Origin of the sequence: Pseudomonas sp. BF-R-24 (assembly GCF_019947335.1) — a bacterium.
Classification (GTDB): domain Bacteria; phylum Pseudomonadota; class Gammaproteobacteria; order Pseudomonadales; family Pseudomonadaceae; genus Aquipseudomonas; species Aquipseudomonas jessenii.
This window is the reverse complement of sequence record NZ_JAGYGG010000010.1, coordinates 60,406-73,402: the sequence shown is the minus strand read 5'-3', so window position 1 is coordinate 73,402 and position 12,997 is coordinate 60,406. Positions and strand designations below refer to the sequence as shown.

General features: G+C 60.4%; 10 protein-coding genes. 8 read left to right on the top strand and 2 right to left on the bottom strand.

The window, feature by feature from the left end:
- Positions 1-54: 54 nt before the first annotated feature.
- The 5 genes from KGA98_RS10625 to rarD all read left to right on the top strand — a co-directional run bounded on the left by KGA98_RS10625 (position 55) and on the right by rarD (position 5,880).
- Complete coding sequence (locus tag KGA98_RS10625) at positions 55-795, top strand: ComF family protein (RefSeq protein WP_223502293.1); 741 nt, start codon at positions 55-57, stop codon at positions 793-795.
- Between the two features lie 63 nt (positions 796-858).
- Entirely contained in the window at positions 859-1,623 is a 765-nt protein-coding gene (locus tag KGA98_RS10620) for a TOBE domain-containing protein (RefSeq protein WP_218494744.1), read from the top strand.
- A gap of 67 nt (positions 1,624-1,690) precedes the next feature.
- Positions 1,691-3,592 (top strand): PhoX family protein, encoded by a 1,902-nt coding sequence (locus KGA98_RS10615; RefSeq protein WP_223502292.1) that lies wholly within the window; start codon positions 1,691-1,693, stop codon positions 3,590-3,592.
- A gap of 209 nt (positions 3,593-3,801) precedes the next feature.
- Positions 3,802-4,776: a serine/threonine protein kinase gene (locus KGA98_RS10610; protein ID WP_057713022.1), complete on the top strand. Its 975-nt coding sequence runs from the start codon at positions 3,802-3,804 to the stop codon at positions 4,774-4,776.
- Between the two features lie 216 nt (positions 4,777-4,992).
- On the top strand, positions 4,993-5,880 hold the full coding sequence (gene rarD / locus KGA98_RS10605; protein ID WP_223502291.1) for an EamA family transporter RarD: 888 nt from the start codon (positions 4,993-4,995) through the stop codon (positions 5,878-5,880).
- A gap of 215 nt (positions 5,881-6,095) precedes the next feature.
- Here the strand turns inward: rarD and KGA98_RS10600 are convergent, their stop codons facing one another.
- Positions 6,096-6,614 (bottom strand): glycine cleavage system protein R, encoded by a 519-nt coding sequence (locus KGA98_RS10600; protein WP_057713020.1) that lies wholly within the window; start codon positions 6,612-6,614, stop codon positions 6,096-6,098.
- Between the two features lie 583 nt (positions 6,615-7,197).
- Between KGA98_RS10600 and KGA98_RS10595 the strand changes: the two genes are divergently transcribed.
- A complete protein-coding gene (locus tag KGA98_RS10595) occupies positions 7,198-9,375 on the top strand; it encodes a malate synthase G (protein ID WP_223502290.1) in 2,178 nt (725 codons plus the stop codon).
- A gap of 110 nt (positions 9,376-9,485) precedes the next feature.
- Here the strand turns inward: KGA98_RS10595 and KGA98_RS10590 are convergent, their stop codons facing one another.
- On the bottom strand, positions 9,486-9,932 hold the full coding sequence (locus KGA98_RS10590; RefSeq protein WP_057713018.1) for a response regulator: 447 nt from the start codon (positions 9,930-9,932) through the stop codon (positions 9,486-9,488).
- 253 nt (positions 9,933-10,185) lie between these two features.
- Between KGA98_RS10590 and KGA98_RS10585 the strand changes: the two genes are divergently transcribed.
- Positions 10,186-12,126, top strand: coding sequence for a putative nucleotidyltransferase substrate binding domain-containing protein (locus KGA98_RS10585; protein WP_057713017.1), 1,941 nt, complete (start codon positions 10,186-10,188; stop codon positions 12,124-12,126).
- Entirely contained in the window at positions 12,123-12,830 is a 708-nt protein-coding gene (locus tag KGA98_RS10580) for a PolC-type DNA polymerase III (protein WP_223502289.1), read from the top strand. The genes KGA98_RS10585 and KGA98_RS10580 overlap by 4 nt, the downstream gene beginning before the upstream one ends.
- Positions 12,831-12,997: the final 167 nt, after the last annotated feature.

Below are 12,997 nucleotides of genomic sequence, written 5' to 3'. Positions count from 1 at the left end.
TAATGGAGTTTCACAGCCGCTTCACAGATGTTTCGGCATATTTAAGGAAGAGCGATGCGCTGTCAACCACGATACGAAGGACCGGTTTACATCTGGTTAAAAAACAAACAATCATGCCTTTTGTGCGATGAAACGGCCGACGGCATCCCTCCTGTCTGCACGGCCTGCGAAATCGAGTTGCCCTGGCTCGGTGATCACTGTCTGACCTGCGCCCTGCCGCTCCCGGCCGCGGGACTGACCTGCGGCCATTGCCTGAAGCAGCCACCGGCCTTCGAACAAGTGATTGCGCCCTGGACCTACAGCTTTCCGGTAGACAGCCTGATCACCCGCTTCAAACACAACGCCAAGTGGCCGTTTGGCCGCCTGATCGCCGAACTTCTCGCTCAATACCTGCAACATCGCTTCGAAGACGACCTGCTGCGACCCCAGGCGCTGATCCCGGTGCCGCTGGCCAATCGGCGCCTGCGCCAGCGCGGGTTCAATCAGGCGGCGATGCTGGCTCACTGGTTGAGTGCGAGTCTCGATATCCCTTGCGACGAACGGTTGCTGCTGCGTACTCAAGACACCGACGCCCAACAGGCATTGAACGCCGAAGCCCGCCTAAGGAACCTGCGCAATGCTTTCGCCCTGGCACCCTGCGCGGTCGTCAAAGGCCGGCACCTGGCTCTGGTCGACGACGTACTGACCACCGGAGCCACGGCCCAGGCCCTGGCTCGCCTGTTGATGGACGCCGGGGCGGCGAGGGTCGACGTCTATTGCCTGGCCCGCACGCCCAAACCCGGCGAGACACCCTGACTTGACTCGCGCGGCCCAAGCGACCAACGTCCTCACCATCGTCACCACCCAAAGCGACTTGTCATGTCTTTGCCAACCTTGCTGTCCCAGCACATTGTCCGCCGTCCGCAGCGCATCGCCCTGCTGCAGCACATCGCCGAACAAGGCTCGATCACCCGCGCGGCCAAAAGCGCGGGCTTGAGCTACAAGGCTGCCTGGGATGCGATCGATGAGCTGAACAACCTGGCGCAGAAGCCGCTGGTGGAGCGGATTGTCGGCGGCAAGGGCGGCGGCGGTGCGCGCCTGTCCAACGAAGGTGAGCGGGTGTTGCGCCTGTATCAGAAGCTGCAAGCCTTGCAGGCCCAAGTGCTGGAAGCAACTGAAGACGCGAGCGATCTGGATCTGCTCGGGCGCCTGATGCTGCGCACCAGCGCGCGCAATCAGTTGCACGGCAAGGTGATTGCGATCGAACCTCAGGGACGCAACGACCTGATTCGCCTCGAAGTCGCCGAAGGCGTGATCGTCGCCGCGCAAATCACCCACGACAGCACCGAGCGCCTGGAACTGCAAATCGGCACTGAAGTCGTGGCATTGATCAAGGCCGGCTGGCTCGACGTGCTGCAAATCGACTCTGTCGAAACGCCTGAAAACAATTGCCTCAGCGGCATCATCGAAAAAATTCTCGACGCCGACGACGGTCCCAGCGAAGTGCGCATCACCCTGCCCAACGGCCTGACTCTATGCGCCTTGGCCGAACCGAGTCATCTGCAAGCATCGGGGCTGACGTGCGGTAAACCGGTGCGCGTGGAGTTTTCGCCGTCCAGGGTTCTGCTGGGCACACCACTGTAAACAGAACTGCAACAAAAGGTTCATGACTCATCATTAAGGTGTCTGCAAAATCCGCAGGGAGCCTGAAATGAGCCTATTAGAAGAAAACCAGTCCACCGACCTCGAAACCATGGTCGGCCTCAGCCGTCGCGGCTTCATCAGCGCAGGTGCCCTGTGCGGCGCGGCGATGTTCCTTGGCGGCAACCTGCTGAGCCGCAGCGTGATGGCCGCCAGTGTCAGCGCCGGCAACAGCCAGTTGCTGGGTTTCGACAGCATTGCCGCCGCCACCAGCGACACAATCACCCTGCCGCCGGGCTACAAGTCCTCGGTGCTGATCAGCTGGGGCCAGCCCCTGCACAAGGACGGTCCGGCGTTCGACCCGAGCGGCAACGGCAGCGCCGAACATCAAGAAGTCCAGTTCGGCGACAACAACGACGGCATGAGCCTGTTCGAGTTTCCGGGCGAAAAAGACCGGGCGCTGATGGCGATCAACAACGAATACACCAACTACCGCTACCTCTACGCCCATGGCGGCATGCCGCAATCGGCGCAAGAAGTGCGCAAGGCGCTGGCCTGCGAAGGTGTGTCGGTGATTGAAGTGCAGCGCAAGAACGGCCAATGGCAATTCGTCCAGGGCTCACGCTACAACCGCCGCATTCACGGCAACGCACCGATCACCCTGAGCGGCCCGGCCGCCGGACATGCCTTGCTCAAAACCAGTGCCGATCCGCACGGCAAGAACGTCCTGGGCACCTTCCAGAACTGCGCCAACGGTAAGACGCCGTGGGGCACCTATCTGACCTGTGAAGAGAACTTCACCGACTGCTTCGGCAGCAGCAACGCCGAGCAGAAGTTCGACCCGGCGCAAAAACGCTACGGCGTGGTGGCCACCAGCAAAGAAATCAACTGGCACCAGCACGACGAGCGCTTCGACATGGCGAAGAACCCCAACGAGCTCAACCGTCACGGCTGGGTGGTGGAGATCGATCCGTTCGATCCGAAATCGACGCCGGTCAAACGCACGGCCCTGGGCCGTTTCAAGCACGAAAACGCCGCACTGGCCGAAACCGGCGACGGTCATGCCGTGGTGTACATGGGCGACGATGAACGCGGTGAGTTCATCTACAAATTCGTCAGCCGCGACAAGATCGACCACAAGAACCCCAAGGCCAACCGTGACATTCTCGACCACGGCACCCTGTACGTGGCGCGGTTCGATGCCGGCGACGGCAACGTCGATCACCCGAAAGGCCAGGGTGAATGGATCGAACTGACCCACGGCAAAAACGGCATCGACGCCAGCAGCGGCTTTGCCGATCAGGCCGAAGTTTTGATTCACGCGCGTCTCGCCGCCAGTGTGGTGAAAGCCACGCGCATGGACCGCCCGGAATGGATCGTGGTCAGCCCCAAGGATGGCCAGGTCTACTGCACGCTGACCAACAACGCCAAACGCGGCGAAGACGGGCAACCGGCGGGCGGGCCGAACCCGCGCGAGAAGAACGTCTACGGCCAGATCCTGCGCTGGCGCACCGAGCGTGACGATCACGGCTCGAAAACCTTTGCCTGGGACCTGTTCGTCGTCGCCGGTAATCCGGGGGTTCACGCCGGCACACCAAAAGGCGGATCGTCGAACATCACGCCGCAGAACATGTTCAACAGCCCGGACGGTCTGGGCTTCGACAAGGCCGGACGCTTGTGGATTCTCACCGACGGCGATTCGAGCAACGCCGGAGACTTTGCCGGCATGGGCAACAACCAGATGCTCTGTGCCGACCCGGTAACCGGCGAGATTCGTCGCTTCATGGTTGGCCCGGTAGGTTGTGAAGTGACGGGGATCAGCTTCTCGCCGGATCAGAAAACCCTGTTTGTCGGGATTCAGCATCCGGGTGAAAACGGCGGTTCTACCTTCCCCGAGCACCTGCCCAACGGCAAGCCGCGGTCTTCGGTGATGGCGATTACCCGCGAGGATGGCGGGATCGTCGGCGCCTGATCCGGCCTCTTCGCGGGCAAGCCCGCTCCCACAGGAGATCTATGGCGTGCCACCGATCGCATGCACACCGACAATCCAATGTGGGAGCGGGCTTGCCCGCGAAGGCGTCAGCCCAAACACCGCACACCTCAAGCCCACCCCCTAAAGCCCCGCCGTCTGCGCTACCATGCCTGGCCGGACGCAGCAGCCTGCTGCGCGCAGGAGTCAGCATGGCCCACCCGTTTGAAACCCTCACACCAGACCTCGTGCTCGATGCCGTCGAAAGCATCGGCTTTCTCAGCGACGCGCGCATCCTGGCGCTCAACAGCTACGAGAACCGCGTCTATCAGGTCGGTATCGAAGACGCCGAGCCGCTGATCGCCAAGTTCTACCGGCCGCAACGCTGGAGCAACGAAGCGATTCTGGAAGAGCACCAGTTCACCGCCGAACTCGCCGACTGCGAGGTGCCGGTCGTGGCGCCGTTGATCCACAACGGTGAAACCCTGCACGAACACAACGGTTTCCGTTTCACCCTGTTCCCCCGCCGTGGCGGTCGAGCACCGGAGCCGGGCAACCTCGACCAACTCTATCGCCTGGGCCAGTTGCTCGGGCGCCTGCATGCGGTCGGCTCGACCCGGCCGTTCGAGCACCGTGAAGCGCTGGCGGTAAAAAACTTCGGCCATGACTCGCTGGCCACATTGCTCGACGGCAACTTCATCCCCCGCAGCCTGCTGCCGGCCTACGAGTCAGTGGCCCGCGATCTGCTCAAGCGTGTGGAAGATGCCTACAGCAACACGCCGCACCAGAACATCCGCATGCACGGTGACTGCCACCCCGGCAACATGATGTGCCGTGACGAGATGTTCCATATCGTCGATCTCGACGACTGCCGCATGGGGCCGGCGGTACAGGACATCTGGATGATGCTCGCCGGCGATCGTCAGGATTGCCTGAGCCAGTTGTCGGAACTGATGGACGGCTACAACGAATTCCACGACTTCGATCCCCGTGAACTGGCCTTGATCGAACCGTTGCGCGCCCTGCGCCTGCTGCATTACAGCGCCTGGCTCGCCCGCCGCTGGGACGATCCGGCCTTCCCCCGCAGTTTTCCGTGGTTCGGCACCGAGCGTTATTGGGGGGATCAGGTGCTGGCGTTGCGCGAGCAGTTGGCGGCGCTCAATGAAGAACCCCTAAAGCTATTCTGACTACACGAATCCCCCTGTAGGAGCGAGCTTGCTCGCGAAAAACACAAGGGCAACGCGTTTATCCAGACAGCACGCGTTATCGTTGACGTCCATCGCGAGCAGGCTCGCTCCTACAGATACCGATGTTCACAAATGTCCTACCTATTCAGTCAGGACATTCGCAGACAAATCTCCTTACAATCCCCTCTTTGTTAGCTGCCTAAGCAAGGATTCTGCATGCAAGCCGCCAACCCGCGTCGCGGGTACATTCTGGGCCTGAGTGCCTATATCATCTGGGGGCTTTTCCCCCTCTACTTCAAAGCCATCGCCAGCGTGCCCGCAGTGGAAATCATCATCCACCGGGTGCTGTGGTCGGCGCTGTTCGGCGCCTTGTTGCTGATGGTCTGGAAGCATCCCGGCTGGTGGCGCGAGCTGCGGGAGAACCCCAAGCGACTGGCGATCCTGGCCCTGAGCGGCTCGCTGATCGCAGCCAACTGGCTGACCTACGTCTGGTCGGTGAACAACGGCCGCATGCTGGAGGCAAGTCTCGGTTACTACATCAACCCCTTGGTGAACGTGTTGCTGGGCATGCTGATCCTCGGCGAACGGCTGCGGCGCATGCAATGGATTGCCGTTGGCCTCGCGGCGGTGGGTGTGGCGCAGCAGGTCTGGCAAGTCGGCAGCCTGCCGTGGGTGTCGCTGGTGCTGGCACTGACCTTCGGTTTCTATGGCCTGATTCGCAAGCAGGCACCGGTCAAGGCACTGCCGGGGCTAGTGGTGGAAACCTGGATGCTGGTGCCGATTGCCCTTGGCTGGTTGCTGCTCAATCCGACGGCCAGCAGCGCCCAGGCCGAATTCTGGACCACCTCCCAAGCCTGGTGGCTGATCGCCGCCGGCCCGATCACGCTGGTGCCGCTGGTCTGCTTCAACGCTGCTGCACGGCATTTGCCCTACACGACACTGGGGTTTCTTCAGTACTTGGCGCCAACCCTGGTTCTGCTGCAAGCCGTTCTGCTGTTTGGCGAGCACCTGTCGTCCAGCACCTTGGTAGCGTTCATGTTTATCTGGGCCGGTCTGGCGGTTTACAGCGTCGATGCGTGGATAAGTTTGCGCCGCCGCAGCTGATCAAAAAACGCACAAAAGCCTACAGGCCACGTCTCCCGTGGCCTGCATCATTCCTTCCCAAGGTTATCCACAGCGTGATCCCCGCCGATTGTGCGCAAGTGGCTGAAACTGCTGGTTTTTTGATCAGATCATGAAGAACCCCGGTCGGCGTGGCCTGGCGGGGTGTCTCTACAGGTTATCCACAGGCCGGTGCACGTTTAACTTGGATAACCTGATCAGGGATCACTGCGCAGCACCAACTCGACCATCAGATCGTCCGCCAGGGTTTCCAGGCGCGATTGCAGCACGTCCAGCGACAGCGTCAGCGGGACCGCGAGAATCGCCTCGGCATGGAACAACGGCTCGCTGCTCATCGGTGCCGGGCGCACTTCGGTGACCAGCCGTTCCAGACTCACCCCCTGCTCGCTCAACAGGCGTGTGATGTCACGCACGATCCCCGGACGATCATTTCCCACCAGTTCCATGGCGATCGGCTTCCAGGTGCAGGATTGTTCGATGCTGCTTTCGGCGACCAACACGCGAATGCCCTGGGCGGACAAGCCCTGCAGGGCCGCGACCAATTCATCGTAGGCCTCGGCCGGCACGCCCACCCGCAGAATCCCGGCGAATTGTCCCGCCATGCGCGACATGCGGCTTTCCAGCCAGTTGCCGCCGTGCTCGGCAATGCATTGGGCAATGCGCTCGACTTGTCCGGGCTTGTCCGGAGCGAAAACTGTGAGTACGAGATGGTCCATGGCGCAGCCCTCCAATCATGACTTTTGTTATAGAGAACCAAGTATAGGCAAGGGGAACATTGTGGCGAGGGGGCTTGCCCCCGTTCGGCTGCGCAGCAGTCGCAAAATGAGCGGATGTAATTTTTCGTGGTACATGCACGGGAGCGGCTTCGCCACTCAACGGGGGCAAGCCCCCTCGCCACAAAAACAGGCACCCCATAGCAGAGCACCAAAGATAATGTGTACAACTTTTGATATTTAACTGGAACAATCCAATAGTTTTTTGAGAACATCACGCTCCCCGACGTGACCGCAATGCGTCATGGGGTCGCAGAACGACGTAATTAGTCTAATTTTCACAACCGCAACTCATCATGTAGTATGCCGCAGCGCGCACTACATAACGTTGGATCGATGTCTGCCGCAGGCACGTTCGCAACCCTGAAAGCCCTGTCAGCAAGGCCCCAAGCCGTTGATTGGTCCCAACCCAGCCGCCCGTCGTGGGCATGTACTGGTAGAGGGGTTTGTGGTTTAAATGGCCAAAGGCTTCATTGTTAAATTGAAGAGCTGAAAAGCGAAATAGCTGAGCAGAGTGAGGCAAGCAATGACTGAACACGTTCAAGTCGGTGGCCTGCAGGTCGCCAAAGTCCTGTTCGACTTCGTGAACAACGAAGCCATTCCCGGTACCGGCCTCACCGCCGATAAGTTCTGGGCCGGTGCCGACAAGGTCATCCATGACCTGGCACCGAAGAACAAAGCCCTACTCGCCAAACGCGATGATTTCCAGGCTCGTATCGATGCCTGGCACCAGGAACGTGCAGGTCAGGCGCACGACGCCGTGGCCTACAAAGCTTTCCTGCAAGACATCGGTTATCTGCTGCCAGAAGCGGCCGATTTCCAGGCAACGACGCAAAACGTCGATGAAGAAATCGCCCGCATGGCCGGTCCACAACTCGTGGTACCGGTGATGAACGCCCGCTTCGCTCTCAATGCTTCGAACGCCCGCTGGGGTTCGCTGTACGACGCGCTCTACGGCACCGACGCCATCAGCGAAGCCGACGGCGCGGAAAAAGGCAAAGGCTACAACAAGGTGCGCGGTGACAAGGTCATCGCTTTCGCCCGTGCCTTCCTCGACGAAGCGGCGCCTTTGGCGGCCGGCTCCCACGTCGACTCCACTGGCTACAAGATCGTCGACGGCAAACTGGTGGTCGCCCTCAAAGGCGGCAGCAACACCGGCCTGCGCAACGATGCGCAACTGATCGGCTTCCAGGGCGATGCCGCTGCACCGACCGCGATCCTGCTGAAAAACAACGGCCTGCATTTCGAAATCCAGGTCGACGCCAGCACCCCGGTCGGCCAGACCGACGCGGCCGGCGTCAAAGACATCCTGATGGAAGCCGCGCTGACCACCATCATGGACTGCGAAGACTCGGTTGCCGCAGTCGATGCCGATGACAAAGTGGTGATCTACCGCAACTGGCTCGGCCTGATGAAGGGCGATCTGTCGGAAGAAGTCGCCAAGGGCGGTCAGACCTTTACCCGCACCATGAACGCCGACCGCACCTACACCGCCATCGATGGCAGTGAACTGAGCCTGCACGGTCGTTCGTTGCTGTTCGTGCGCAACGTCGGTCACCTGATGACCATCGATGCGATCCTCGACAAAGACGGTAACGAAGTGCCTGAAGGCATTCTCGATGGCCTGGTGACTTGCCTGGCATCGATGCACAACCTGAACGGCAACACCTCGCGCAAAAACACCCGCACCGGCTCGATCTACATCGTGAAGCCGAAGATGCACGGCCCTGAAGAAGCGGCGTTCACCAACGAGCTGTTCGGTCGCATCGAAGACGTGCTGGGCCTGCCGCGCAACACCCTCAAAGTCGGGATCATGGACGAGGAGCGTCGTACCACGATCAACCTCAAGGCCTGCATCAAGGCGGCGAGCGAGCGCGTGGTGTTCATCAACACCGGTTTCCTCGACCGCACGGGCGATGAAATCCACACCTCCATGGAAGCCGGCCCGATGGTGCGCAAGGCGGACATGAAGGCGGAAAAATGGATCGGCGCCTACGAGAACTCCAACGTCGATATCGGTCTGAGCACCGGCCTGCAAGGTCGCGCACAGATCGGTAAAGGCATGTGGGCCATGCCGGACCTGATGGCGGCGATGCTCGAACAGAAAATCGCTCACCCGATGGCCGGTGCCAACACCGCCTGGGTACCCTCGCCGACCGCTGCTGCCCTGCACGCGCTGCACTACCACAAGGTTGACGTGTTCGCCCGTCAGGCCGAACTGGCCAAACGTGCCCATGCTTCGGTAGACGACATCCTGACCATCCCGCTGGCGGTCAACCCGCAGTGGACCGCCGAACAGATCAAGAACGAACTGGACAACAACAGCCAGGGCATTCTCGGTTACGTGGTGCGCTGGATCGACCAGGGTGTCGGTTGTTCGAAAGTGCCGGATATCAACGACGTCGGCCTGATGGAAGACCGTGCAACGCTGCGTATTTCCAGCCAGCACATCGCCAACTGGCTGCGTCACGGTATCGTCACCGAAGAGCAAGTGATGGAAAGCCTCAAGCGCATGGCGCCGGTGGTTGACCGTCAGAACGCCGGCGACGCGCTGTACCGTCCGCTGGCCCCGAACTTCGACAGCAACATCGCCTTCCAGGCGGCGGTCGAACTGGTGGTCGAAGGCACGAAGCAGCCGAACGGCTACACCGAGCCGGTCCTGCACCGTCGTCGTCGCGAGTTCAAGGCTGCCAATGGCCTGTAACTGAGCGTCTGTGCCGGATATGAAAAAGCCCTGATCGAAAGATCAGGGCTTTTTCTTTTTGGGCTGTCCGCGATCTCCCACAGAGGTAGTTCAGGGCTGACAGGCTTTGACTAAGGCTCCACCCCAAGTTCATGCTTGACCAGTTCCAGCAGCTTGCCGGCGTCAATCGGCTTGAGCAGAAAGTCCACCACATTCAAATGCATCGCAGCGATCGCATCTTTCACGTCGGCATCACCCGAGACGATGATGATCGGCAACGCCGCCCGTACCGACTCGCGCACCTGTCGGATCAGGTCCAGGCCGTCGATGAGGCCCATGCGCAGGTCGGTAATCACCAGTCCGATCGAAGGTTTCTCCTCCAGCATCTTGAGTGCCGCTTCGCCACTGGCCGCCGTCATGCAGTGAATACCGTCAAGCGCCAGGATCTCTGACAGCAGTTCCCTGGCGTCTTTATCGTCATCGACGATCAGCACCCTTTGTGGCGGCAGGTCAGGTTCCAGCATGACGGCGCTCAAGGCTTCGCGCTCGGCGTCGCTCAAAATATCGTGGTCGGACATGGCTTTCTCTACATGTTCAATTCATTTCCCTAGCACAGTGACGAGACATCGCTAAGCAGGCCTTAAATGTGCGCTTCGTCGGATATTTTTCCAATAGGGGGACAGAGAGGTTTTTCGCACAGTTGCGTAGGATTCTTCCGACATTTCAGCATACCAATCGCCTACCTAGACTTACGTCCAATGGGCACTCCGGCCACAGGGGTCGACCATGTCTGGGTCATCCAACAACAACAATTCAAAAAAGACTGCGGTAATGGTTATGAGTAAAGCGGACGCCTTCACACAGGCAGGGAAAACCGCGGTGTTGCAGAACATCCAGGGCACGTTGCAATTCCTCCAGCGCTTCCCGCCCTTCAATCAGATGGAACACGCTCACCTGGCGTATCTGGTCGAGCAATGTCAGATGCGTTTTTACGCCCCCGGCGAGAGCATCATCAAACCCGCTGACGGCCCGGTCGAGCACTTCTATATCGTCAAGCAAGGCCGGGTCGTGGGCGAGCGTCCGCATACGGTAAACGGTAGCACCGAAACGGTCTTCGAGATCACCACTGGCGAATGTTTCCCTCTCGCGGCGTTGCTGGGTGAACGGGCGACCCGCACCGAGCACCTGGCGGGCGAAGACACCTTCTGCCTGCAACTGAACAAGCCGGCATTCATCCGCCTGTTTTCGCTATCGGACACCTTCCGCAACTTCGCCCTGCGCTGCGTCAGCAGCCTGCTGGATCAAGTCAACCAGCAAGTGCAGCAAAAAGCCGTGGAAACCCTGGGCACCCAATATTCGCTCAATACCCGACTGGGCGAGTTGGCCATGCGCCACCCGGTGACATGCGCCCCGCAGACGCCATTGCGCGAAGCCGTGACGTTGATGCATGAACAACAGGTCGGCAGCATCGTGGTGGTCGATGAACTCAAGGCGCCACTGGGGATTTTCACCCTGCGCGACCTGCGCCAGACCGTGGCCAACGGCAGCAGTGATTTCAACGAAGCCATCGAAGGGTACATGACCCGGGCGCCGTTCTTCCTGTCGCCGGATCAGAGTGCATTCGACGCGGCGATTGCCATGACCGAGCGGCACATCGCCCATGTCTGCCTGGTCAAGGACCAGCGTTTGTGCGGCGTGGTTTCCGAGCGCGATCTGTTTTCCCTGCAACGGGTCGACCTGGTGCATCTGGCGCGCACTATCCGCAATGCCCAGAAAGTGGAAAACCTGATGGCGCTGCGGGGCGAAATCGGTCAACTGGTCGAGCGCATGCTGGCCCACGGCGCGTCTTCGACGCAGATCACCCACATCATCACCTTGCTCAATGACCACACCGTGTGCCGAGTGATCGAACTGACCCTCGCCGAAAAAGGTGACCCCGGCGTGCCGTTCAGCTGGCTGTGTTTCGGCAGCGAAGGCCGTCGCGAGCAGACCCTGCACACCGATCAGGACAACGGCATTCTGTTCGAAGCCAGGGATGCGGCCCATGCCGCCGAGATTCGCGGCAAGTTGTTGCCCATTGCCCAGCAGATCAACCAGAGCCTGGCGCTGTGCGGCTTCACCTTGTGCAAGGGCAATATCATGGCTGGCAATCCTGAGCTGTGCCTGTCCCGGGCCGAATGGGCGCGGCGCTTTGCGGCGTTTATCCGCGAGGCAACCCCGGAGAACCTGCTGGGTTCGAGCATCTATTTCGATTTGCGCGTGGTCTGGGGCAGCGAGCAAGGCTGTGAGCAATTGCGCCGGAGCATTCTCGACCAGGTCGGCGACAACCGCTTGTTCCAGCGCATGATGGCTGAGAATGCGTTGCGCAATCGCCCGCCCGTAGGGCGTTTCCGCGAGTTCGTACTGGCGCGAAAAAATGGCGAGAAAGCCACCCTGGACCTGAAGACTCAGGGTCTGACACCCTTTGTCGACGGCGCCCGGTTGCTGGCCCTGGCCCACGGTATCGAAACAAACAACACGCTGGAGCGTTTTCGCCAGTTGGTCGACAAGGAGGTCATCGATCCCCTGGACGGCGCCGCGTACGAAGAGGCCTATCACTTCATCCAGCAAACACGCATGCAGCAACATCAACTACAGACCCGAGAGAATTTTCCTTACTCAAATCGGGTCGATCCCGACAGCCTCAATCATCTGGACCGGCGCATCCTGCGTGAGTCCCTGCGCCAGGCACAGCGCCTGCAAAGCAGCCTGACCTTGCGGTATCAGATATGAGCCTGTTTTCATGGCTGCGCCCGGCCGGCCCGAGCTTGTCCGCAGACCTGCAACAACGTCTTCAACGCCTGCCGACGGTCACCGGATTGAGTGAATGCAGCCTGCGCGAGCAGCGCTGGGTAGTGCTCGACCTGGAAACTACCGGGCTGAATATGAACAAGGACCGGGTACTGTCCATCGGCGCCGTGGTGATCGAGGATGGCGCGATCGATTTCAGTCGACAGTTCGAGCGAACCTTGCAATGCGGCGAACTCAAACTCGGCCCCAGTGTGCTGATTCACGGCTTGGGCCCCAGTGCAATTGCTGCCGGCAGCGATCCGGCCGAGGCGCTGCTCGAACTCATGGAGTTTGTCGCCGACAGCCCGGTGCTGGCCTTCCATGCGCCGTTCGACCAGCACATGTTGGGGCGCGCCCTGAAGGATCATCTGGGTTACAAGTTGCAGCATGCCTTTCTGGATGTGGCAGATATTGCGCCACTGCTATGCCCCCAGGCGCACATTCGCGAGGCCGGGCTGGACGATTGGATCGACTGGTTCAAGCTCGAAGTCTTCGAGCGCCACCACGCCAGCGCCGACGCCCTGGCCACCGCCGAACTGGCACTGATCCTGTTCAGCCGTGCGCGGCAGCAGCAGATTCATAGCCCGTTGAATTTGCAACAGCGCTTGAGTCAGTGGAAGCGCCGGCAGCAGGCGCCTTCCTTCTGACCTTCAGGCCCCTCCTGTAGGAGCGAGCTTGCTCGCGATGGTCGTGAACGGTGACGCGTGCTGTCTGGAAAAATGCGTCGCCTTCAAGTTCATCGCGAGCAAGCTCGCTCCTACAGGGGCCTTCGCCAAATCCCCACCCGACCAACGCCAATTGCTTACCTCCCTCG